Consider the following 23134-nt stretch of genomic DNA (forward strand, 5'->3'; position numbering starts at 1 on the left):
TTATAGTTTTTGTTTTTGATGTTTTTCTAGGCGTTTTTTTATACGTTGACGCTTTAGATTGCTCAGGTAGTCAACAAATAATTTTCCATCCAAATGATCGATTTCATGCTGAACACAGGTTGCCAGCAATCCCTCTGCGGCAAGCTCAAATTCCTCACCATGTCGATTTAATGCCCTGACTTTTATTGTGTCAGCACGAACAACAGTTTCATAAGCTTCAGGGACTGATAAGCAACCTTCCTCGTACTCCCGCTCGCCTTCTTTATCAAGGATTTCCGGGTTTATTAGAATCAGAGGGTCAGATTTATCTTCTGAAATATCGATCACAATCAGGCGCTTTTGCACATCCACTTGATTCGCTGCGAGTCCGATTCCTGGCGCATCATACATCGTTTCGAGCATATCGTCGGCAAGTTGGCGAATGTCGTCAGTCACTTCCTGGATGGGCTCGGCTTTTTTGCGCAACCTTGGATCAGGGAAATGAAGAATATTTAAAATGGCCATGAGTAATACCTATCAGGATGAGTTGCTGCATATACAAACCTTATATTGTAGTCTGCCAGCGACGTATTGAAAATATGACGCGATTACAATACACATAACTTATGGCTCTGATTGTCCAGCATTCGTCTACACCCGAATACTGGTAAAGTCATAAGCGGCATTGATTAACGTTTTTTCAATACTTTTTTCTGTATTGTGTGCCTGATGCGACAGATAAAGTGGAAGACTAGTTTCTCGAGCAAGCCTGAGAATTGATGGTCAGAGTTTACTTGTCGCATAAAAATGATTAAGTTTGACGCTGGTAGCGATACTTGATTAGTCATAAGGCTTATAACACACTACTCAAATTGCCCATAACAGGATTGTGGCGAGATTAAGTCCATGAGGATGGTTCGATGATAAAGCACATTGCGATGAGTTTGATTTTTCTTCTGCTGAGCACGCCTTTGCTGGCTAAGGAAGTGGAGCTTAATCCAGATCATCCCCAGCAATACACAGTTAAGAAAGGTGATACCTTGTGGGATATCTCAGGGATGTTTCTCAAGTACCCCTGGCATTGGCCTGAAATATGGCATGTTAACCCTCAAATCGAAAATCCACACCTGATTTACCCAGGGGATGAATTGTCTCTCAGTTATCGTAATGGCAAACCTGTTATTGAAGTCAATCGTGGTAAACGCAGTGTCAAGTTATCACCTGAAGTTCGTGAAACGATTCTGGATAAACCGATTATGACAATACCGTTGTCAGCGATTGGTCCTTTTTTATCTAAACCAAGAGTGGTTGGGGAAGAGGCCTTAGATAACGCCCCTTATGTTGTAGCAAGTGCTGATGAACGTCTGATTTCAGGGGCCGGTGACTACGTTTACGTAAAAGGCATCGCTGATAGAGAAAGTGATACATACAGTCTTTTCCGTGGTGGTAAAGCCTACAAGGATCCTGATAATGGAGAAGTGTTGGGCTATGAAGCGATTTACTCAGGTGATGCTGAGCGCTTAACCAAGGAAGATCCTGCAAAAGTACGACTCACCTACACTAATAGAGAAATTCAGGTAGGCGATCGTTTGCTAGAAATTGAAGATCAGGATTTTGATCTGAATTTTATCCCACGTTCACCTGAAAAGCCTCTCAATGGTCGTATTATTTCTGTGTTTGATGGTGTTTCTCAGATAGGGCAGTACCAGATAGTGGTTTTGACGTTAGGTAAACGAGATGGTCTGGAAACGGGGCATGTGTTATCCGTTTATCAAGCAGGAGAAACGATCAAAGACTCCGTTTCTGCAGACAACAAAGATACCGTGACGTTACCCGATGAGCATGCTGGTGAAGCGATGGTATTCAAACTATATGACAAAGTCAGTTATGCCATCATTATGAAAGCAACAACGGCCATTCATTTATACGATCGAGTGAAAAGCGCGCCTTAAAAGGACTTATTCAGCGGAATGACAGCTAACAAGCAAAGTGAATTGGCTTGTTGGATTGCTTTACAACGAGTGCCAGGGATTGGCCCAGTAACATACCACAAGCTGTTGCAGCAGTATGGCAGTCCACAATACATATTAAATAACCCTAATCAGTTAAGCGGTTTCAATGAAAAACTGGTAGAGAACCTCCGTCATCCCAACTGGCAACAGGTTGAGCAAGACTTACTCTGGTTGGAGCAAGACGATCGCTATATCCTCACCATCGACGATGAACGTTATCCCGTTTTGCTTAAAGAAATTTCAGACCCGCCGCCATTACTCTACGTACAGGGGGAGGTTTCATTATTAAACGATTGGCAGTTGGCTATAGTCGGTAGCCGTAATCCTTCTGCTTCAGGCATAAATACCGCCTATGACTTTGCTCATTATCTTGCTGATGGTGGTTTAGTCGTCACCAGTGGACTTGCGATGGGCATTGATGCCGCTGCACATAAAGGTGCGTTGAGTTGTGGGAAAACCATTGCCGTTGTTGCTACAGGGCTTGATCGTGTTTATCCAGCGAAACACAGACAGTTAGCTCATGATATTGTTAAAAATGGGGTTATCGTTTCAGAGTTTCCCTTGGGTACATCACCCAAACCAGAATTATTCCCCAGACGAAATCGAATTATAAGTGGCTTATCGCTGGGTACCTTAGTTGTGGAAGCTGCCTTAAAGAGTGGTTCTCTAATCACTGCCAGAATGGCGATGGAGCAATCACGTGAAGTCTTTGCCATTCCCGGCTCGATTCATAATCCTTTATCGAGAGGCTGCCATCAGTTAATTCGGGATGGTGCCAAACTAGTGGAAACAGCTCAGGATATTATAGAAGAGTTGGGTGCGCTGGCCGGTCTTAAGCCACAAGCAATACAAACTGAAGAAGAAATAGAATCTACACATGAAAAGGATGGCGATTATCAAGTTCTGCTTAACCATCTTGGATATGACCCCATCGCTATTGACAGGTTGATAGAAAATACTGGATTGACGGCTGATGCGGTTTCATCCATGCTGTTATTACTAGAGCTAGAGGGTGAGGTCGAGTCATTACCCGGCGGCCGTTATGTTCGGACGGGTTCCTGAACCAGGCTTATTAAAGAGAGTCAAATGAAAGAAAATGTCATTGATGTGTTGTTATATCTATTTGAAACCTACATCGATACGGAAGAGCGAAACAAACCTGACAATGAGATATTAGAGCTTGAGTTAGAGCAGGTTGGTTTTCAGGAATTAGAAATCCACAAAGCGCTAGAATGGCTAGATAACATGACCGTTGCATCGGATCAGCCGCTCAAACGACATGCCACAATGCGTGTATTTTGTGATGTTGAACTAGAGCGCTTGGATGTGCACTGTCGTGGTTATTTACTGTTTCTGGAACAAGTCGGTGTTTTAGACGTCGAAACCCGTGAAATAGTGTTAGAGCGAGTCATGGCTCTGGATGCTGAAGAAATTGACCTTGATCAGCTTAAGTGGGTCGTGCTGATGGTGTTGTTTTATCAACCAGGAAGAGAAGTCGCTTTTGCCTGGATGGAAGACTTGGTCTTTGAAGACATAGAAGCCGTCGTTCACTAGACTAAAAATATTAGAATAAAAACTCCAACATCGCCCGTCACAAAGGGCTTTGCTTGTATGTGCGTAGGTTTTTGGTATCGGAGAAAATGGGAAAGAAACTAGTCATCGTTGAGTCGCCAGCCAAGGCGAAAACAATCAAAAAATACCTCGGTAAGGATGTAGAAGTATTAGCATCTTATGGGCATGTACGTGATTTATTGCCAAAAGAGGGGGCTGTCGACACCGCTAAAGATTTTGCGATGAAATATCAAGTCATTGATCGCAACAGTAAGCATGTCGATGCGATTGTAAAAGCGATGAAAAAAGCCGATGCCCTCTATCTCGCGACTGACCCTGATAGAGAAGGGGAAGCGATATCCTGGCACTTGTTCGAGTTGCTGAAAAAGCGTGGCGCGCTTAAAGACAAAGATACTCACCGCGTTGTTTTCCATGAAATTACTAAACAAGCTGTTAATGATGCGGTAGCTCATCCGCGTGAGTTATCCATGTCACTTGTTAATGCTCAGCAAGCAAGACGAGCACTTGACTACCTTGTCGGCTTTACTCTCTCTCCCTTGTTGTGGAAAAAGGTGCGACGAGGTCTATCTGCAGGACGTGTGCAAAGTCCGGCACTGAGAATGATCGTCGAGCGAGAGCTGGAGATTGAAGCTTTCGTTGCCAAGGAATACTGGAGTATTGAAGCGGATGCTATCGCTGAAAAGAAAGATTTCCAGGCCAAGCTAACTTACTTTGAAGGTGAGAAACTCAGTCAGTTTAGTGTTACTGACGAAAAACAATCATCGAGCGTTGTAAAAAAATTAGAGAAAGCGGCAGAAGGCAAACTGCTGGTTTCGAATGTGGAGAAAAAACAACGTAAACGTAATCCGGCAGCCCCGTTTACAACATCTACTCTTCAGCAGGAAGCGTCACGAAAAATTGGCTTTGGTGCCCAACGCACCATGAGTGTTGCCCAGCAACTGTATGAGGGTGTTGATACGGGTGAAGGAGCGGTTGGTTTAATCACCTATATGCGTACTGACTCCGTCACATTGGCTCAAGAAGCCTTAGACGAAATACGTGGATTCATTGCAGAAAAATATGGCCAGAAAATGGTGCCTGCAAAACCACAGGAATACAAAACCAAATCAAAAAATGCACAAGAGGCCCATGAGGCGATACGTCCGACTTCTGTGCTAAGAACGCCAGAAGAAATGAAAGCGTATCTTTCAGCTGATCAGTTAAAGCTCTACACACTGATCTGGCAGCGCACCATGGCAAGTCAAATGATTCATGCTACCTTGAATACGGTTGCCGTTGACCTTGCCTGTGGCAAAGGTAATACATTTCGAGCCAATGGTTCGACAGTGGTTAATCCCGGCTTTATGAGTGTCTATCTGGAAGATAAGGATGACGCTGCCAGTAGTGATAAAGATGAAAAATTATTGCCGGCAATGGAAGTGGGCCAGGTGGTTGAGTTAAAAGCCATCAGACCGGAGCAGCATTTTACAGAACCACCACCTCGCTACAGTGAAGCCAGCCTGGTCAGAAGTCTTGAAGAGCATGATATTGGTCGACCATCAACTTACGCCAGCATTATTTCTACCCTCGTGCAGCGTGAATATGTGGAAATTATTAATAAACGTTTTCATCCCACAGATGTTGGTCGTGTGGTAGGGAAATTCCTTGTTGATCATTTCACGAAATACGTTGATTACAATTTTACCGCTGAATTGGAAGATGAGCTTGATGCGGTAGCCAGAGGCGAGGAAGAGTGGATACCATTGCTGAGGAAGTTCTGGGGTCCATTCAAAGAACAAGTCGAAACGAAAGATAAAGAAGTTCAGCGTAGTGATGTAACACAAGAGCTTCTGGATGAAGACTGTCCAAAATGCGGTAAAAAGTTATCCAGCCGTCTTGGTCGCAGTGGCCGCTTTATTGGTTGTACTGGCTATCCTGAGTGTGATTACACACGAAATATCGATGGTGAAGAGACAAGTAATAATGAACCTGAGGTTGTTGAAGGCAGAAAATGTCCGAAGTGTGACTCTGATTTATGGATACGAACTGGTCGTTATGGAAAATTCATCGGTTGCTCCAGTTATCCTAAATGCAAACATATTGAGTCATTAGAGCGCCCAGTTAATACCGGTGTTGAATGTCCGCAATGTCACAAAGGCGAGATTCTGACGCGTAAGTCACGTCGAGGCAAAGTGTTCTATTCGTGTTCTGAGTACCCAGATTGCGATTATGCTTTGTGGAATGAGCCATTAAAAGAACCATGTCCGAAGTGTAATTGGCCAATCTTAACGCTCAAGACAACCAAAAGCCGCGGCACAGAGAAAGTCTGCCCACAAAAAGACTGTGATTACTCAGAGAAAGTGGAAAGCTAGAGCCTGTTTTACTTAGGGCAGGCTTTATTTAAGTTGTTGTTGGATACTTAACGCCAGCTCTCTATCTTTTTTTGCTGCTTCTAAGGCGGATTGTTGGCGAGCCTCATCGTCTTCAAGCAGCCCATTTTTCAAGTCAAGACCAATGTATATCAAGTTTTCATAAATGGTGAATAAAGGGGCGCTTGGCTGACCATTTAAAAATGGCTCATTATGTTTAAAGTCTCGGCTGTATTTGTTTTTTAGAGAAATATATTCAGGTGTCCATGTGTGGTTGCGATACTGAATAAACTCAAAAGTATTCTTGTTCTGTTTCGCCTGTTGATAATGCTGGATTAGTTGATCCTGAATCTTGATGTAATTGCTGACCATTTCATTGGTATAGGGATTTATATTTTTGTGACTTAACTCGGTCAACTGGTGTTGTTTCGGCGTTTGAGGTGAAGGTGCATTAGTGTCATCACAGCTCATCAGCAACAGTGTAAACAGCATCAATAAACTCATTTTTAAGATACGTTGCGGGCTTGTGAGATGAATACGCATTATGAATACCTTACCTTTCAGATTGAGCAGTTTTGTCGGATTTCTTCTCACTATGCCCCAGAGACCTGTCTGGGGCAATGACATCACGTACGAGTTGTTTCAACTCAGTAATGTCAGGGAACCGTCCTTCTTGCTTTCGAGACCAAAGCAGTTGTTCATTTGCGTGTACCTCAAAAAGGCCACCGGAAGCAGGAATTAAGCTTAATGATGTAATTTCATCATCAAAAGTCGTTAATAGCTCTTGAGCCATCCAGGTGGCTCTTAATAACCAGCGACATTGTGTGCAGTAGCTGATCGCAATATGATTATTCTGAGTGGCCAAGTTAATCTGCTTTTAAATTTTTAAAACATATTTCAGCTTGTTGCATCGCTTGTTCAACTGTTTCAGCCAACACATTGAAGTGACCCATTTTACGGCCAGGACGTGCTTCTTGTTTCCCATACAGATGGAGTTTTATATTTGTCTCTGAGAGCAATGTTTCCCAGTGAGGCTGGCTGTGACCCCAGACATCACCCAATAAGTTCACCATGACAACAGGGCTGATTAAGTCACAATCCCCAGCTGGTAAGCCACACAACATACGAACTTGCTGTTCGAATTGTGACGTAGAGCAAGCATCAAGCGTGTAATGACCAGAGTTATGTGGACGAGGCGCAATTTCATTCGCGATGATTTCACCACCCTGACTCACAAAAAACTCTACTGCCATGGTGCCAACATACCCTAGACCTTTGGCGATATCATTAGCGATCTGAATCGCTTTTTGGGACTGCTCGGCACTAACGGATGTGGGAACGGTTGTCGTATGTAAGATGCCATTCACGTGGGCATTTTCAGCGACTGGAAAGTTAATAATTGTACCTGTCTGACTTCTTGCTAAAACAACAGAAATTTCTTTGTCTAAATCAATGCGTTGCTCTAAAACACATTCTTTCTCTGCTAATGTTTCAAAGCCTGCGTACACATCTTCAATAGTCTGACATGGGACTTGACCTTTACCGTCATAACCAAAGTTGGCGACTTTGAGAATCGCAGGAAACCCAATGACTTTCACTGCTTCAGCAATATCTTGTTTGTTACGAATTGTGAAAAAAGGGGCCGTTTGTATCCCTAGTGAGGCGATAAAATTTTTCTCAACATTACGGTTTTGTGTTGAGGCAAGCGCCTTCGAAGAAGGGTGGACTGTGGTTCTTTGTTCAAGAAAAGCTAATGTTTGCGCAGGAATATTTTCAAACTCTGTTGTGATGGCATCACAGAGTTTTGCCATATTTGCTAATGCCTCTTCATCATCATAAGCAGCGCAAATATGCTGATCTGCAATAATGCCAGCTGGGCTCTGAGGATCGGGATCGAGGACAATTACTTTATAGCCCATCACTTGTGCTGCTGAGGTAAACATGCGTCCGAGTTGTCCACCACCCAGCATACCTAAAGTTGAACCGGGTAATATCTGTGTATTCATCATGGACCTCATTAAATTTATGCTAATCGTAAAGTAAGTGAAGCTATCTTTAATATAAATGTGTGATTGATTAAAATTTAATCAACGTTTCATCAGTTTGTGTACTATTGAGGTGGTAAAGTCATCTCAACAACGGTTTGATGTTGTTTTTTACGGAAAGCGTCGAGCTTTGCCGAGAGCTGTTCGTCGTTGATTGCTAACTGGGCTATAGCGAATAAAGCCGCATTGGCTGCGCCAGCTTCACCGATGGCAAAGGTTGCAACCGGCACGCCTTTTGGCATTTGTACGATAGATAGCAGTGAGTCTTGACCTTTCAGGTATTTGGATGGCACTGGCACACCTAAAACCGGGACGATCGTACTGGCGGCTAACATGCCTGGTAAGTGCGCTGCTCCGCCGGCGCCTGCTATAATACAAGCCAGTCCTCGCTGTTGAGCTGATTCCGCATACGCTGTTAAAAGGTCAGGGGTACGGTGAGCTGAGACCACTTTGGCTTCATAGCTGATGCCAAATGCGTCAAGTTGCTCAACGGCTTTTTGCATAACGGGCCAGTCACTGTTGCTGCCCATGACGACACCGATTAAGGGTTTGTCCATGATCGTTCCGTAGTTTTCGTCAAAAACAGTGCATTTTAGCTATTTTATTGAAAATAGGAAAATTTAACGCTCATATTTTGCCAAGGAAGGTATCGTAATAATTGAATGGCAAGGTATCCATCGTTATAATAGATGATCCTTTCTGCCGTATTTGGTCAACGCTCCTCGAAGACGATTCCGAATACCGCCGGACTATCCGACGGGTGAGCAGTGACGGCGCTAACTAATATGAAGGTACGTGACGTGAGTCAGCCAACAGAAATGAATCAAGGTCTTTACAGACCGCAATTTGAACGTGATAACTGTGGTTTTGGCCTAATCGCCCAGATGGACGATAAAGCCAGTCATTGGTTAATCGAGACTGCAATTGAAGCCTTGGGTAATCTTACCCACCGTGGTGCTATTGGCGCTGATGGGAAGACCGGGGACGGTTGCGGCTTATTGCTGAAGAAACCAGATAGCTTTTTTAAAGCCATAGCGGAAGAGCATGGTTATAGCTTATCTCCACTCTATGCCGTGGGGATGGTTTTCTTATCGCAGGACGATGCCAAAGCAGATTTTGCGCAAAACGCGGTTGCTCAGAGTCTGACCAAGCAAGGCTTAGAGGTTTTAGGCTGGCGTGATGTTCCCGTTGATCCAGCTTCGGCTTGTGGTCAGCAAGCATTAACATCACTGCCTGTGATGCGCCAAGTCTTTGTCAACGCCGCGAAAGATATGTCTGAAGCTGATTTTGAACGTCAGCTGTATATTGCGCGCCGTCAAGCTGAGAAAGCTGTGACTGATGACGCGGATTTCTACATTCCTAGTTTGTCTTCACACGTGGTGTCTTATAAAGGTTTGGTTATGCCGTCTTACTTGCCGGTATTCTATAAAGACCTGAATGACGAACGCATGGAAACATCGATTGCTGTTTTCCATCAACGCTTTTCAACCAACACCTGGCCGCAATGGCGTTTGGCTCAACCATTCCGTTATTTAGCGCACAATGGTGAAATTAACACTGTTCAAGGTAACCGCAATTGGGCATTAGCGCGTGGTGCCAAGTTTGCGACATCTCTCATTGAGAACATGGATGATATTCGCCCATTAGTCGGCACTTCTGGTTCCGACTCATCCAGCATGGATAATATGCTGGAAGCTTTATTAGCCGGTGGCGTCAGCCTCTTCCGTGCGATGCGTTTGATTATTCCACCTGCATGGCAGAATGATCCAACCATGGATGCTGATTTAAAAGCATTTTACGATTACAACTCCATGCATATGGAGCCATGGGATGGTCCTGCAGGTGTAGTGACAACGGATGGTCGTTATGCTGCATGTACATTAGATAGAAATGGTCTGCGCCCTGCCCGTTATATCATCACCAAAGATCGCCATATCACATTGGCTTCTGAAGTGGGTGTGTATAAATACGAACCGGAAGATGTCATTGCGAAAGGTCGTTTGAAGCCAGGACAAATGCTTGCAGTTGATACACAAACCGGTGAGTTATTGATGCCGGAAGACATCGATAACATGCTGAAAAAAGCACAACCTTATCGTCAATGGTTAGAAAATAATCTACAAAGATTGTCTGATGCGGCTGATGATGAAACTGGCCCTACACTTGAAGGTGAGGAATACCAGGTTTATGAGAAACTATTCAACATCAGCTTTGAAGAGCGCGATCAGGTCATCCGTGTTTTAGGTGAGGCTGGACAGGAAGCGATTGGTTCAATGGGTGACGATACGCCGTTTCCTGTTTTATCTAAACATGTCCGTTCTGTTTACGATTATTTCCGTCAACAATTTGCCCAGGTCACCAACCCGCCAATTGACCCGCTTCGCGAAAATATAGTGATGTCTTTGGAAACATGTTTCGGTGAAGAGCGGAACATGTTCGAAGAAGGTGAAGATCATGCTCAACGCGTTGTCGTTGATTCCCCTGTACTGTCAGAAAGTCAGTTCCGCCAATTATTGGCAATGGGTAAAGACAATGCTGAATATGAGTCAGTGACTATATCACTGAACTACGATCCAGCAGTCGGTCTTGAAGCTGCCATTGATGCGCTTTGTGATAAAGCTATCAAAGCAGTCGCTGATGGTACCGTTGTGGTTGTGTTGAGTGACCGTGATATAGCCAAAGATAAACTGCCTATTCATGCCTTATTGGCAACAGGTGCAGTGCATCAACGTCTGATTCAGGCTGGCCTGCGTTGTGATGCGAACGTTATCGTAGAAACTGCCACAGCGCGTGATCCACATCACTTTGGCACGTTACTAGGCTATGGCGCTACAGCTATTTATCCGTATTTAGCTTATGCCTGTTTGAACGATATGATTCATACCAATGAAATTAAAGGATTGGATCGTGCAGAGTTATGCCGTCGCTATCGTAAAGGTATCAACAAAGGGTTGTTCAAAATTACTTCAAAAATGGGTATTTCCACGATTGCGAGTTATCGCGGTGCCCAGCTATTTGAAGTTGTCGGCCTAAACGACAGCATCGTTGATAAATGCTTTACGGCAACCACAAGCCGTGTCAGTGGTTCAACATTTGAAGATCTTCAGTCTGATGATGAGACATTAGCAAAACTGGCTTGGAATCAACGTAAAAAACGTGCACAAGGTGGTTTGTTGAAGTTTATCCATGGTGGTGAGTATCACGCCTATAACCCTGACATTATCGCTACCTTGCAAAAAGCAGTTCAAGGTGGCAGCTACGATGATTACAAAGCCTATGCTGAGCTGGTGAATGAACGTTCACCTATGGTGTTACGTGACCTGATGAAGGTCAAATTATCGGATCAACCTCTTGAACTGAACCAAGTTGAAGATGTGAGCAACATCCTTAAACGGTTTGACAGTGCAGGTATGTCATTAGGCGCTTTATCGCCTGAGGCACATGAAGCACTCGCGGTGGCTATGAACAGATTAGGCGGCCGTTCTAACTCAGGTGAAGGTGGCGAAGATCCTGATCGCTTTGGTAATGAACGTGTTTCAAAAATCAAGCAGATCGCCTCTGGCCGTTTTGGTGTCACACCACATTATCTTGTTAATGCAGAAGTGTTGCAGATCAAAGTTGCTCAAGGTGCGAAACCAGGTGAAGGTGGTCAGTTGCCAGGTGGTAAAGTCAATCAGATGATTGCGACTTTGCGCCACTCTGTGCCTGGTGTGACATTGATTTCGCCACCGCCACATCATGATATTTATTCAATCGAAGATCTTGCCCAGCTGATTTTTGACTTGAAACAGGTGAATCCTGATGCGCTGGTATCTGTGAAGCTAGTATCACAAGCTGGCGTGGGCACGGTCGCTTCTGGTGTGGCGAAAGCATACGCCGACCTGATTACCATTTCTGGTTATGACGGTGGTACCGGTGCAAGTCCGCTTACCTCTGTGAAATACGCAGGTGGTCCATGGGAGCTAGGTCTGAGTGAGGCTCATCAAACGCTTCGTGCGAATGATTTACGGGATAAAGTACGTCTACAAACAGATGGTGGTTTAAAAACCGGTCTGGATGTTATTAAGGCAGCGATTCTTGGTGCAGAAAGTTTCGGCTTTGGTACAGGACCAATGGTCGCTCTGGGTTGTAAATACTTACGTATTTGTCACCTGAATAACTGTGCAACCGGTGTTGCAACTCAAAATGAGAAGCTGCGTACGCAACATTTCATTGGTTTGCCACAGATGGTGATGAACTACTTCCAGTTTGTTGCTCGTGAAACACAAGAGTGGTTAGCTAAGTTAGGTGTGGTCAGTCTGCAGGATTTGATAGGTCGCACTGACTTATTGGAGTTATTACCGGGTGAAACGACAAAACAACAAAGCTTGAATTTGGCGCCGTTATTGTCTTCCGCTGGTGTGTCTGCTGATAAACCACAATTCTGTTTAGAGCCAAAAAATGAACCTTATGATAAAGGTGAATTGGCTGAGCAAATGGTGGTTGATATCAAAGAAACCATTGTTAATAAAACTGGCGGTGAGTTCAGCTACGAAGTACGGAATATCAACCGGTCTATTGGTGCACGATTATCCGGTGAAATTGCCAAGTTATATGGTAACTATGGCATGTCTGATAAACCGATTCGTCTCAAATTGAAAGGTTCTGCTGGTCAAAGCTTTGGCGTGTTCAATGCTGGTGGTCTTGAAATGTACCTTGAAGGCGATGCCAACGACTACGTTGGTAAAGGTATGGCTGACGGTAAGCTTGTTATCTATCCTTCACCTGAGAGTGAGTTTGAAACGCAAGAAGCCAGTATCATGGGTAATACGTGCCTATATGGTGCAACAGGCGGATCGCTTTATGCGTCAGGTCGTGCTGGTGAACGCTTTGCTGTTCGTAACTCTGGTGCTACAGCCATCGTAGAAGGCGTAGGTGACCATGGTTGTGAATATATGACGGGCGGGGTTGTCGCTGTACTTGGTGAAACAGGGTTGAACTTCGGTGCTGGTATGACTGGTGGTCTGGCATTTGTATTAGATAGTGATAATACGTTTGCTGAGCGTTATAACAAAGAACTCGTCGAACTCGTCAGAATTGATAGCCCTGAAATGTCAGAATTATCACTCTATCTCAAAGGTATGATTGAAGATCATGTTCGTGAAACCGGTAGTGTGTGGGGACATCAGTTGCTCGATGCGTTTGAACAACGCATTAAAGAGTTCTGGTTAGTAAAACCAAAAGCAGCAGCAATTGATGGCTTGTTAAAACTTGCTACTAAAGCGGCATAAGTCCAGAGACTAAGATAATAATTATGGCAAAAAATACATTTCAGTTTTTAGATGTGGGGCGTTTCGACCCAAAGAAGCTTGATGCTGACGTTCGGATCAAACAGTTTGGTGAAATTTATGGTGATTTTGATGCCGATTCTTCAGCAGAGCAAGCAGACCGCTGTTTAGAGTGTGGTAACCCATACTGTGAATGGAAATGTCCCGTTCACAACTATATTCCGAATTGGCTGAAACTAGTTAGTGAGGGCAATTTAGAAGAAGCTGCCGAGCTATCTCATGCCACTAATACTCTGCCAGAAATTTGTGGCAGGGTGTGTCCGCAAGACCGATTGTGTGAAGGTGCGTGTACGCTAAATGATGGTTTTGGTGCAGTGACTATCGGTTCTGTTGAGAAATACATCACAGACACAGCGCTTGAGCAAGGCTGGCGCCCAGATTTATCTAATGTCGTCGAGACTGGCAAACGTGTCGCTATCATTGGGGCGGGTCCAGCAGGTTTAGGTGCTGCCGATGTCCTTGTGCGTAATGGTGTAAAGCCTGTTGTATTTGACCGTTATCCAGAAATAGGTGGTTTGCTGACATTCGGCATACCTGAATTCAAACTGGAAAAACAGGTTGTTAAGCGTCGTCGTGAAGTACTTGAAGGCATGGGTGTTGAATTCCGCTTGAACACCGAAGTGGGTAAAGACGTTGATTTTCAGACATTAATTGATGACTATGATGCCGTATTCCTTGGTATGGGTACATATACCTATATGAAGGGTGGTTTCCCTGGTGAAGACTTACCCGGTGTATATGAAGCCTTACCTTTCTTAGTAGCCAATAATAAACACTTACTCGATATTCCTACCGATGACTATGTCTCAATGGAAGGCAAACGCGTTGTGGTCTTGGGTGGTGGTGATACCGCAATGGATTGTAACCGTACTTCTATCCGTCAAAACGCAGAGAGTGTCACTTGTGCATATCGTCGAGACGAAGAGAACATGCCTGGTTCACGACGTGAAGTAAATAATGCGCGTGAAGAGGGTGTTCAGTTTTTATGGAACCGTCAGCCAGTAGAAATTGTGGGTAATGGTAAAGTCGAAGGCGTTAAAGTGGTGACTACCGCTTTAGGTGAAGCGGATGAACGTGGCCGTCGCCGTCCAGAGCCGGTGCCAGGAAGTGAAGAAATCATTCCTGCTGATGCGGTTGTCATTGCGTTTGGTTTCCGTCCAAGTCCAGCGCCATGGTTTGAGAAATTCAATATCTCAATCGATGATGGTGGTCGCGTATTAGCTCCTTCAGAAGCAGCGATTAAGTACCAAACAACTAACCCTAAGATTTTTGCCGGTGGTGATATGGTTCGTGGCTCTGACCTGGTTGTGACTGCAGTATGGGAAGGACGTCAGGCGGCAGAAGGTATTCTGGATTTCTTAGACGTTTAATTACTGATCTACATCATTAAACAATAAGGCTTTTTCATACAGAGATATCGCATCCTGTATGATGAAGCCTTTTTTATATCTATTACTTTCAAAGTAGGTCCAGTTATTCAGGAGTCAATGGTGAGTAGTCTACAAAATGATCGTTATCTCAGAGCATTACTAAAACAGCCCGTCGATAAAACGCCGGTATGGGTAATGCGGCAGGCAGGTCGATATTTACCTGAATATCGTAAAGTCAGAGAAAAAGCCGGTAATTTTATGACGCTTTGCTCAACCCCTGAATTGGCTTGTGAAGTGACACTGCAACCGCTTAGACGCTATGATCTTGATGCCGCGATCATCTTTTCAGATATTTTGACAATTCCTGATGCAATGGGGCTTGGACTACATTTTGTGACAGGTGAAGGGCCTAAGTTTTCTAAAACAATTCAGACTGCTCAGGATATAGCTAATCTTTCAGTTCCTGATATGGAAGATTCCCTGGGGTATGTGATGGATGCAATTCGTCTCACCAGAAAAGAAATCGATGGCAAAGTACCACTCATCGGTTTTAGTGGCAGCCCGTGGACATTGGCTTGTTATATGGTAGAAGGTGGTAGTAGTAAAGATTTCGCCAAGATTAAGGGAATGATGTTTGATTCACCTAATCAAATGCATACTCTGTTAAACGTGTTAGCGGATTCTGTGATTGCCTATCTTAATGCCCAAATTAATGCCGGTGCACAGGCGATTATGTTGTTTGATACCTGGGGTGGGGCTCTCAGTCCTGAAAATTATAAAACCTTCTCTCTCGCCTATATGGAAAAAATTGTGAATGGTTTAACTAAAGAGTCTGAAGGCCGAGAAGTGCCGGTTACACTATTTACCAAAGGTGGCGGACAGTGGCTCGAGTGGATGGCTGAAACTGGTGTCAATGGCCTTGGTTTAGATTGGACAACAGATATTCGTTCAGCAAGACAAAGCGTTGGTGAGAAAGTCACACTGCAAGGCAATATGGATCCATGCGTGTTATATGCATCACCTGACCGAGTTGAACAAGAAGTCAGTACGATACTTGATGCTTATGGGAAAGGGACGGGCCATGTTTTTAACCTCGGCCATGGTATTCATCCATCAGTTGACCCAGAGAATATGGCAAGACTTGTTGAGTCAGTTCACCGGTTAAGCGAAAAATATCATCAGTAAACTTTGCTGATTGTTAAGCATAAAAAAGGGCAAGTAATCAATACTTGCCCTTTTTTTATGAGATTATCTAACGACTGATTTATTTACCAGTGTTAGTAAACTCTGGGTATGCTTCCATACCACATTCAACGTAGTCAACACCTTCGTACTCTTCTTCTTCAGAGACACGAATACCCATGACTGCTTTGAGGATACCCCAGACAATTAAGCTGACAACGAATACCCAAACAAAGATAGTTGCTGCACCGATTAACTGACCAGAGAAAGAAGCATCGCTGTTTGTTAAAGGCACTGCTAACAGACCCCACAGACCAGCTGTACCGTGAACAGAGATTGCACCAACTGGGTCATCGATTTTCACTTTGTCTAAGAAGATGATTGAGAAGACAACGATGATACCGCCGATTGCACCGATGATAGTAGCCATCAGTGGTGATGGTGTATCAGGGCCAGCTGTAATAGCAACCAAACCTGCTAATGCACCGTTCAAAATCATTGTCAGGTCAGCTTTGCCAAACATCAGTTTAGCTACAATAAGTGCTGCGATAACACCACCTGCAGCAGCAGCATTAGTGTTGAGGTAAACATTTGCAACGGCGTTTGCACTTTCAACTGAAGCAGTTGCTAGAACAGAACCACCATTGAAACCAAACCAACCCATCCACAGGATGAATGTACCCAGAGTAGCTAATGGTAAGTTAGCACCAGGAATTGGGTTAATTTGACCATTTGGACCGTACTTACCTTTACGAGCACCAAGTAACAGAACACCTGCTAAAGCAGCGGCAGCACCAGCCATGTGTACGATACCTGAACCAGCGAAGTCTAAGAAACCAAGATCGCCAAGGTTGTACATGCCGAATACATCATTACCGCCCCAAGTCCAGCTACCTTCCATTGGGTAAATGAAAGCAGTCATGACTACAGCGAAAGCAGCAAAAGTCCATAACTTCATACGCTCCGCTACTGCACCAGACACGATTGACATAGTGGCTGCAACGAAGACTGCTTGGAAGAAGAAGTCAGATGATGGTGAGTATGTTGCTGGATCCTCTGCGCCAGTGACACCGTCAGCAGCAAGACCATCCAAGAAAATACCGCCGCCATACATGAGATCATAACCAACAATCAGATACATGGTGCATGCGATAGCATAAGTTAAAATATTTTTAGTCAGTATTTCTGTGGTGTTTTTCGACCGAACCAGACCTGATTCAAGCATGGCAAAGCCGGCCGCCATCCACATAACCAAGGCGCCACTTACTAAAAAGTAAAAGGTATCCAGGGCATACTGGAGTTCGAAGATACTATTTTCCATATTCTCTACTCCTCAAGCTTATAATGCATCTGGGCCGGTTTCGCCTGTGCGAATGCGGACCACTTGCTCTAATGGATAAACAAATATTTTACCGTCACCAATTTTGCCAGTATTGGCACCTTTGATAATGGCTTCAATCACTTGTTCGACGATATCGTCATCAACGGCGATTTCCAGTTTCAATTTAGGTAAGAAATCAACGACATATTCAGCACCACGATATAACTCTGTGTGGCCTTTTTGACGTCCAAATCCTTTTACCTCTGAAACCGTCAATCCTTGTACGCCGATTTCTGAGAGAGATTCTCTGACATCATCAAGCTTGAAGGGCTTAATAATTGCTACAACTTGTTTCATAAGCGTATTTCCTTCTGTAGAAAATCTACCCCCTCAACATCGAGGGGGTAGCTGTGAGAAGTTTAGAATGATTTACTGACGCTGACTAAGAAGCGATCATCTGCTGCACTGTCTGAACCTGCGAAGTCATCGCCATCACTATCTGTGCCAACATATGCAATTGACCAATCAAAGCCGACAAAAGGTTTTGACAGACCAATTGTGTAGTCAACATAGCTGTCAGAAAGTGAGCTATCACCATCGTTACGATCTGAGTCTGTGTAACCTACAGCTGCATTGAGAGCAATGCCATATGGAAGCTCATAGTCAAAAGACAGGTTGTAATAGATTTCATCGATATCGTCATCACCACCCCATTCAGGTGTATAACCAACCATCGCTGTGAAGTAGCTGTATGATAAAGATGCGAAGTATTCGTTGTAATCAGTGTCAGAATCACTGGTGCCAGGGTAAAAATAACGAACTACAGATACATCGTAACCAACACCTGAGTCGCCGAATACATTTCCATAACCAACGTAACCATCAATTTCAATGCTGCTGTCGTCAGATGTTGATAAGTTGGAAGCCCATACTCCAGCATATAAGCCAGATGCGTGCGCATAATCGAAGCTGCCTTGGATTGCTGGGTCTTCATCAGTGAATGAGATACCACGGAACAGGTAATCACTGAAAAGCCCGACTGTTGCACTTGTTGAGTGCTGACCGTCTTCACTTTCCCAAGCCATTGCTGATGAAGCAGCAAACATGGTTGATGCTGCTAATGTAAGAGCCGAAATTGTACGTAATTTCATTATGGTGTTACTCCTCGGTTTAAAATGTTTTTAGTCTTTTTTGAATACCTGCGTTGGTCTTTTGCAACACTTTGTATTCAGACTACAACAACAAGAGCAGAATGTGTGCCAACTTTACAAATACTATAAAAAACAGAGGGATGAGGAGGTGATGGAAACAGTTTAGGCTTAACATGCGATCAATTTGGTGCGACAAATTTAACGCTTTGTCCAAAATGGTGCAGTTATGTTTTATTCATCGCCATGCTTGCACTGAGTTGGTATGATTGCCATACCTTTTATAAAGTGACGTATATGACTTATCCACAAATTGATCCCATTGCCCTTAGCATCGGCCCACTTCACATACATTGGTACGGGCTGATGTATTTATTAGGTTTTTTGTTTGTCTGGTTGCTGGGACTTTATCGCGTCAATAAAACGGACTGGACTCGGCAACAATTGGAAGATTTATTGTTTTACGGCGCGGTAGGCGTGATTATTGGTGGGCGTGTAGGGTATGCCATTTTTTATGATTTTCAGGCGAATCTGGAGAACCCATTAAACATATTCAAAATATGGCAAGGTGGAATGTCTTTCCACGGTGGTTTGTTGGGTGTACTAGCTGCCTTTGCGTGGTTTGGTAAGAAAACAGGTAAATCCTTTTTTGATATCAGTGATTTTATTGCGCCGATGGTACCTATCGGCTTGATGTTTGGTCGGATCGGTAACTTCATTAATGGTGAGCTATGGGGGAAAGTCACAGATGTGCCTTGGGCCATGGTGTTTCCTGGTGCGGGCCCACTACCAAGACATCCATCGCAACTTTATGAAGCTGCCTTAGAAGGTGTTTTGCTATTTATCATCTTATGGTGGTTCTCATCCAAACCAAGACCGAAAGCGGCTGTTTCTGGCTTATTCTTATTGGGATACGGCTTTTTCCGTTTCTTGGTAGAATTCGTGCGTATTCCTGATGCTCAATATGGATATTTAGCTTTTGATTGGTTAACCATGGGACAAATTCTATGCTTACCTATGATCTTTTTTGGCATCATTCTGATGATTGTATCTTATAAGGTTGAAGCTAGAGTAAAACCGTAAGCCAAGTTGCAGTGGCGATGAGAATAGTCATTAACACAGCAAACGAACCATAATCTTTAGCGCGCCCAGATAACTTATGTTTGTCTGTACTTACCCGGTCAACAACGGTTTCAATCGCTGAGTTGAGTACTTCCACAATCATGACTAACACGATGCTGGAAATCATCAAAAGTCGTTCTACCGCTGTGACATCCAAGTAAAAACTGAACGCTGTTAATATAACAAAGGCAAAAAATTCCTGACGGAAAGCTTCTTCATGTTTTAAAGCTGATCGAAGACCCTGCCATGAGTAGACCAGAGCGAAGAGTAAACGCTTAATGCCACGATTTTTTTCCATAAAGTTCTCAGCAGTTATTAATATAAATGTTTGAATTATAGGCAAACATTATTAACAGCATGTTAAAATTACCTCCTTTAATTTCTAGATTGTTGGTGTGATATGAGTTTCCAGGATCATTATGAGGTCATCGTTGTCGGTGGTGGCCATGCCGGAACCGAAGCGGCGTTAGCTTCTGCTCGTCAGGGTGTGAAAACACTATTACTGACGCAAAATATCGAGACACTAGGACAGATGAGCTGTAATCCAGCAATCGGTGGCATCGGAAAGGGGCACCTGGTAAAAGAAATTGATGCTCTAGGTGGCATTATGGCGAAAGCCGCTGATAGAGCCGGTATTCAGTTTCGCACATTAAACTCTAGTAAAGGGCCTGCGGTCAGAGCAACACGAGCTCAGGCAGATCGTATTCGATACAAAGCGACGGTCCGTGCTTACCTGGAAAACCAACCCAACCTCTATATATTCCAACAGCCAGTCGATGATCTGGTGGTAGAAAATGATCGCGTTGTGGGTGTTGTGACTCAGGCAGGACTGCGTTTCTCAGCTAAAGCGGTTGTGTTAACGGTGGGTACCTTCCTTGGCGGGTTGATACATATTGGTTTACAAAACCATCAGGGCGGTCGTGCTGGCGACCCAGCTTCCATCGCTCTATCCCAACGTTTGCGTGCCTTACCTTTTAGAGTTGACCGTCTTAAAACAGGCACACCACCACGCATAGATATCAATAGTATTAATTTCTCAGAGCTGACCGAGCAGCCTGGTGATACCCCCACGCCAGTATTTTCATTCTTGGGTAAAGCTGAGCATCATCCTCGTCAAATCTCGTGTTACATCACTCACACTAATGAACGAACACATGATGTCATTAGAAATAATCTGGATCGTTCACCGATGTACAGCGGTGAAATCGAAGGTATTGGTCCACGTTACTGTCCCTCTATCGAAGATAAAGTGGTTCGTTTTGCCGATCGTCAATCACACCAGATTTTTCTAGAGCCAGAGGGATTGGAGTGCGGTGAAGTTTATCCAAATGGCATCTCGACAAGTCTTCCATTTGATGTGCAGTATGAAATAGTGCGCTCGATGAAAGGTTTGGAGAATGCTCATATCACAAGACCGGGCTATGCGATTGAGTATGACTTCTTTGATCCTCGTGATTTGCACCCCTGGCTGGAAACAAAATACATGGCAGGTCTGTTCTTTGCCGGTCAGATTAATGGCACTACTGGTTATGAAGAAGCGGGTGCCCAAGGATTAATTGCTGGTCTGAATGCTGGGTTGCAGGCCCGAGGTGAAGAGCAGTGGTATCCTCGTCGTGATGAAGCCTATATGGGCGTATTGATTGACGACTTGATTACATCAGGCACACGTGAACCTTACCGAATGTTTACTAGTCGTGCTGAATATCGTCTCATGCTGCGTGAGGATAATGCGGATATCCGCCTGACACCAATTGGTCGTCAATTAGGTCTGGTTGATGATGAACGCTGGGCCGTATTTAATGAAAAACAGGATGCTGTGGCAAGGGAAAATGCGCGTCTTGATAGCTATAAGTTTGTACCGGAAAAAGTGGACCAAGAAAAAGCTGAGCAGGTGTTGGGAGAAAAACTCAATAAAGTGGCGTCGGCCAAAGAATTACTTAGACGTCCGAAAGTGGATTATGCAGGCCTGTTAGATTTAATGGGAGAGTCAATGGATATTGCTGATGATGTCGCCGAGCAAGTGGTGATTCAGGCGAAATATTCGGGTTATATTGATCGTCAACAAAATGAGATTGATCGATTACAGCGTCATGAGAATACAGAATTACCTTTAGACATGGACTATAAAAATGTGCGTGGTCTATCCAACGAAGTGAGAGAGAAGTTAGAACACGCCAGACCTGGTAATTTGGGTCAGGCTGCACGAATCTCAGGTGTGACACCTGCAGCCGTTTCTTTATTGTTGGTTCATTTAAAACGAAGTGGTTTGAGTGAAGCCAGTTAATGCTTGAAGCGAGCTTGTTACATCAATTAAAGCGTGGTTGTAAATTACTTAATCTGACTTTGTTAGATGAGCAATATGACAGGCTAGTGGCATATGTCATGCTGCTACATAAGTGGAATAAGGTCTACAACCTCACTTCTGTGCGCGACCCTGAACAAATGATGGCGAGACATATTATCGATAGTCTTTCTGTCTTACCCTATATTTCATCAACGTCATTACTTGATGTCGGAACCGGTGGGGGCTTGCCTGGGGTGCCTGTTGCTATATGCCAGCCGCAAACGCGAGTGACATTGCTCGACAGTAATTCAAAGAAAACGCGTTTCTTACAGCAAGTCAAAGCAGAACTGGCGTTAGATAATGTGACGGTTGTGCATGGACGCGTTGAACAGGTATCTTTACCTAAATTTGCTATCATCACGGCACGGGCATTTGCCAGTATTGATGACATCATTCAGTTAGCAGGTCAACATTGTGAGGACAAGGGCTACTTGGTGCTCATGAAAGGGACTTATCCTGAAGATGAATTAGCATTTGAATCGACAGACTTTCATTTGCACGATGTGCTCTCGTTGACGGTTCCAGAGTGTGATGGTGAAAGACATTTAGTAAGACTTATCAAGGATTAAGACTGAGTATGGGCGATATCTTTGCAGTGACCAATCAGAAAGGTGGCGTTGGAAAAACGACCACCACCGTCAATCTGGCCGCGTCACTGGCAGATTATGGAAAAAAAGTCCTACTCATCGATCTCGATCCGCAAGGTAATGCCACCACTGGTTGTGGGCTCGATAAAAATGAGATAGAAAACAGCAGCTATGAAGTCATCATGGCTGAAGCTCGGGCAGCAGACGCTATAATACGCCCTGAAGAAATTGGTTTTGATGTCATGCCAACCAATGCTGATTTGACGGCTGCTGAAGTAGAGTTGCTTGAGAGTAAGTTACGTGAACATCGTTTACGTATTGCTCTTGAGTCGACACGCGAGAAGTACGATTACATTCTCATTGACTGTCCACCTTCGCTGAGTATGCTAACCGTTAATGCACTGGTGGCATCGCAAGGGGTGTTGATCCCCATTCAGTGTGAATATTATGCACTGGAAGGTCTGTCGTCGTTATTACGAACAATTGAGAGAGTTAAGCAAAGGGCTAACCCAACTCTGGATGTGACGGGATTATTAAGAACGATGTTTGACGCCCGAAACAATCTGGCAAACGAAGTATCTCGACAATTGATTAGCCATTTTGAAGGCAAGGTTTTCCATTCAATTATTCCGAGAAATGTACGTTTGGCTGAAGCTCCGAGTCACGGGTTACCCGTACTGAATTATGATCGTGCTTCAAGAGGTTCGATAGCTTATATGGCGTTGGCAAGTGAGTTTATGCGACGACAGAAGCAAAGTGCTAAATGATAAAGGTTAA

General features: G+C 44.2%; 20 protein-coding genes. 11 read left to right on the forward strand and 9 right to left on the reverse strand.

The window, feature by feature from the left end:
* Positions 1-504, reverse strand: a complete 504-nt coding sequence (gene def / locus B3014_RS06120; protein WP_289243554.1) for a peptide deformylase — start codon at positions 502-504, stop codon at positions 1-3.
* Positions 505-899: 395 nt separating this feature from the next.
* Here def and B3014_RS06125 point away from each other — a divergent pair, with 395 nt between their 5' ends.
* The 4 genes from B3014_RS06125 (at position 900) to topA (ending at position 5914) form a co-directional block, all read left to right on the forward strand.
* Entirely contained in the window at positions 900-1931 is a 1032-nt protein-coding gene (locus tag B3014_RS06125) for a LysM peptidoglycan-binding domain-containing protein (protein ID WP_289243553.1), read from the forward strand.
* A gap of 18 nt (positions 1932-1949) precedes the next feature.
* The gene (gene dprA, locus B3014_RS06130) at positions 1950-3053 is read left to right on the forward strand and encodes a DNA-processing protein DprA (protein WP_289243552.1); all 1104 of its coding nucleotides are present in this window, start codon (positions 1950-1952) and stop codon (positions 3051-3053) included.
* Positions 3054-3077: 24 nt separating this feature from the next.
* Entirely contained in the window at positions 3078-3545 is a 468-nt protein-coding gene (locus B3014_RS06135) for a DUF494 family protein (RefSeq protein ID WP_286306009.1), read from the forward strand.
* A gap of 86 nt (positions 3546-3631) precedes the next feature.
* Positions 3632-5914, forward strand: a complete 2283-nt coding sequence (gene topA, locus B3014_RS06140; RefSeq protein ID WP_289243551.1) for a type I DNA topoisomerase — start codon at positions 3632-3634, stop codon at positions 5912-5914.
* Positions 5915-5938: 24 nt separating this feature from the next.
* Here the strand turns inward: topA and B3014_RS06145 are convergent, their stop codons facing one another.
* The 4 genes from B3014_RS06145 to purE form a co-directional block, all read right to left on the reverse strand.
* Positions 5939-6454 (reverse strand): hypothetical protein, encoded by a 516-nt coding sequence (locus tag B3014_RS06145; protein WP_289243550.1) that lies wholly within the window; start codon positions 6452-6454, stop codon positions 5939-5941.
* A 10-nt stretch (positions 6455-6464) separates the two neighbouring features.
* A complete protein-coding gene (locus B3014_RS06150; protein WP_289243549.1) occupies positions 6465-6776 on the reverse strand; it encodes a SelT/SelW/SelH family protein in 312 nt (103 codons plus the stop codon).
* A 1-nt stretch (position 6777) separates the two neighbouring features.
* Entirely contained in the window at positions 6778-7917 is a 1140-nt protein-coding gene (locus B3014_RS06155; protein ID WP_289243769.1) for a 5-(carboxyamino)imidazole ribonucleotide synthase, read from the reverse strand.
* Positions 7918-8021: 104 nt separating this feature from the next.
* Complete coding sequence (purE, locus tag B3014_RS06160; RefSeq protein WP_286306013.1) at positions 8022-8513, reverse strand: 5-(carboxyamino)imidazole ribonucleotide mutase; 492 nt, start codon at positions 8511-8513, stop codon at positions 8022-8024.
* A gap of 228 nt (positions 8514-8741) precedes the next feature.
* Here purE and gltB point away from each other — a divergent pair, with 228 nt between their 5' ends.
* The 3 genes from gltB to hemE all read left to right on the forward strand — a co-directional run bounded on the left by gltB (position 8742) and on the right by hemE (position 15838).
* Complete coding sequence (gltB, locus tag B3014_RS06165) at positions 8742-13226, forward strand: glutamate synthase large subunit (protein ID WP_289243548.1); 4485 nt, start codon at positions 8742-8744, stop codon at positions 13224-13226.
* Positions 13227-13249: 23 nt separating this feature from the next.
* Positions 13250-14653 carry an FAD-dependent oxidoreductase gene (locus B3014_RS06170; protein ID WP_286306015.1) on the forward strand — a complete coding sequence of 468 codons (1404 nt, stop codon included), beginning with the start codon at positions 13250-13252 and terminating at the stop codon, positions 14651-14653.
* 120 nt (positions 14654-14773) lie between these two features.
* Positions 14774-15838, forward strand: coding sequence for a uroporphyrinogen decarboxylase (gene hemE / locus B3014_RS06175; RefSeq protein WP_289243768.1), 1065 nt, complete (start codon positions 14774-14776; stop codon positions 15836-15838).
* 79 nt (positions 15839-15917) lie between these two features.
* Here the strand turns inward: hemE and B3014_RS06180 are convergent, their stop codons facing one another.
* From B3014_RS06180 to B3014_RS06190, 3 genes are all read right to left on the reverse strand, one after another.
* A complete protein-coding gene (locus B3014_RS06180) occupies positions 15918-17156 on the reverse strand; it encodes an ammonium transporter (RefSeq protein WP_286306016.1) in 1239 nt (412 codons plus the stop codon).
* An 18-nt stretch (positions 17157-17174) separates the two neighbouring features.
* A complete protein-coding gene (locus B3014_RS06185) occupies positions 17175-17513 on the reverse strand; it encodes a P-II family nitrogen regulator (protein ID WP_007144177.1) in 339 nt (112 codons plus the stop codon).
* A gap of 62 nt (positions 17514-17575) precedes the next feature.
* Entirely contained in the window at positions 17576-18307 is a 732-nt protein-coding gene (locus tag B3014_RS06190; RefSeq protein ID WP_289243547.1) for a TorF family putative porin, read from the reverse strand.
* Positions 18308-18601: 294 nt separating this feature from the next.
* Here B3014_RS06190 and lgt point away from each other — a divergent pair, with 294 nt between their 5' ends.
* Complete coding sequence (gene lgt / locus B3014_RS06195) at positions 18602-19387, forward strand: prolipoprotein diacylglyceryl transferase (protein ID WP_289243546.1); 786 nt, start codon at positions 18602-18604, stop codon at positions 19385-19387.
* Here lgt and B3014_RS06200 read toward each other — a convergent pair.
* A complete protein-coding gene (locus tag B3014_RS06200) occupies positions 19371-19724 on the reverse strand; it encodes a diacylglycerol kinase (RefSeq protein WP_289243545.1) in 354 nt (117 codons plus the stop codon). The genes lgt and B3014_RS06200 overlap by 17 nt on opposite strands.
* A gap of 102 nt (positions 19725-19826) precedes the next feature.
* Between B3014_RS06200 and mnmG the strand changes: the two genes are divergently transcribed.
* From mnmG to B3014_RS06215, 3 genes are read left to right on the forward strand one after another with little or no spacing between them, the layout of a single operon-like run.
* Positions 19827-21710, forward strand: coding sequence for a tRNA uridine-5-carboxymethylaminomethyl(34) synthesis enzyme MnmG (gene mnmG / locus B3014_RS06205; protein WP_289243544.1), 1884 nt, complete (start codon positions 19827-19829; stop codon positions 21708-21710).
* The gene (gene rsmG / locus B3014_RS06210; protein ID WP_286306021.1) at positions 21710-22339 is read left to right on the forward strand and encodes a 16S rRNA (guanine(527)-N(7))-methyltransferase RsmG; all 630 of its coding nucleotides are present in this window, start codon (positions 21710-21712) and stop codon (positions 22337-22339) included. Before mnmG ends, rsmG begins: the two co-directional genes overlap by 1 nt.
* An 8-nt stretch (positions 22340-22347) precedes the next feature.
* Positions 22348-23124, forward strand: a complete 777-nt coding sequence (locus B3014_RS06215) for a ParA family protein (RefSeq protein ID WP_289243543.1) — start codon at positions 22348-22350, stop codon at positions 23122-23124.
* Positions 23125-23134 lie beyond the last annotated feature (10 nt).

The sequence above is a fragment of the Methylophaga sp. UBA678 genome (assembly GCF_002299105.1).
Taxonomy (GTDB): domain Bacteria; phylum Pseudomonadota; class Gammaproteobacteria; order Nitrosococcales; family Methylophagaceae; genus Methylophaga; species Methylophaga marina.

What these genes read in the sequence shown, in the direction of transcription:
- def (WP_289243554.1), bottom strand. Translation starts at nt 504, where the DNA reads ATGGCCATTTTAAATATTCTTCATTTCCCTGATCCAAGGTTGCGCAAA.
- B3014_RS06125 (WP_289243553.1), top strand. Translation starts at nt 900, where the DNA reads ATGATAAAGCACATTGCGATGAGTTTGATTTTTCTTCTGCTGAGCACG.
- dprA (WP_289243552.1), top strand. Translation starts at nt 1,950, where the DNA reads ATGACAGCTAACAAGCAAAGTGAATTGGCTTGTTGGATTGCTTTACAA.
- B3014_RS06135 (WP_286306009.1), top strand. Translation starts at nt 3,078, where the DNA reads ATGAAAGAAAATGTCATTGATGTGTTGTTATATCTATTTGAAACCTAC.
- topA (WP_289243551.1), top strand. Translation starts at nt 3,632, where the DNA reads ATGGGAAAGAAACTAGTCATCGTTGAGTCGCCAGCCAAGGCGAAAACA.
- B3014_RS06145 (WP_289243550.1), bottom strand. Translation starts at nt 6,454, where the DNA reads ATGCGTATTCATCTCACAAGCCCGCAACGTATCTTAAAAATGAGTTTA.
- B3014_RS06155 (WP_289243769.1), bottom strand. Translation starts at nt 7,917, where the DNA reads ATGAATACACAGATATTACCCGGTTCAACTTTAGGTATGCTGGGTGGT.
- purE (WP_286306013.1), bottom strand. Translation starts at nt 8,513, where the DNA reads ATGGACAAACCCTTAATCGGTGTCGTCATGGGCAGCAACAGTGACTGG.
- gltB (WP_289243548.1), top strand. Translation starts at nt 8,742, where the DNA reads ATGAAGGTACGTGACGTGAGTCAGCCAACAGAAATGAATCAAGGTCTT.
- B3014_RS06170 (WP_286306015.1), top strand. Translation starts at nt 13,250, where the DNA reads ATGGCAAAAAATACATTTCAGTTTTTAGATGTGGGGCGTTTCGACCCA.
- B3014_RS06180 (WP_286306016.1), bottom strand. Translation starts at nt 17,156, where the DNA reads ATGGAAAATAGTATCTTCGAACTCCAGTATGCCCTGGATACCTTTTAC.
- B3014_RS06185 (WP_007144177.1), bottom strand. Translation starts at nt 17,513, where the DNA reads ATGAAACAAGTTGTAGCAATTATTAAGCCCTTCAAGCTTGATGATGTC.
- B3014_RS06190 (WP_289243547.1), bottom strand. Translation starts at nt 18,307, where the DNA reads ATGAAATTACGTACAATTTCGGCTCTTACATTAGCAGCATCAACCATG.
- lgt (WP_289243546.1), top strand. Translation starts at nt 18,602, where the DNA reads ATGACTTATCCACAAATTGATCCCATTGCCCTTAGCATCGGCCCACTT.
- B3014_RS06200 (WP_289243545.1), bottom strand. Translation starts at nt 19,724, where the DNA reads ATGGAAAAAAATCGTGGCATTAAGCGTTTACTCTTCGCTCTGGTCTAC.
- mnmG (WP_289243544.1), top strand. Translation starts at nt 19,827, where the DNA reads ATGAGTTTCCAGGATCATTATGAGGTCATCGTTGTCGGTGGTGGCCAT.
- rsmG (WP_286306021.1), top strand. Translation starts at nt 21,710, where the DNA reads ATGCTTGAAGCGAGCTTGTTACATCAATTAAAGCGTGGTTGTAAATTA.
- B3014_RS06215 (WP_289243543.1), top strand. Translation starts at nt 22,348, where the DNA reads ATGGGCGATATCTTTGCAGTGACCAATCAGAAAGGTGGCGTTGGAAAA.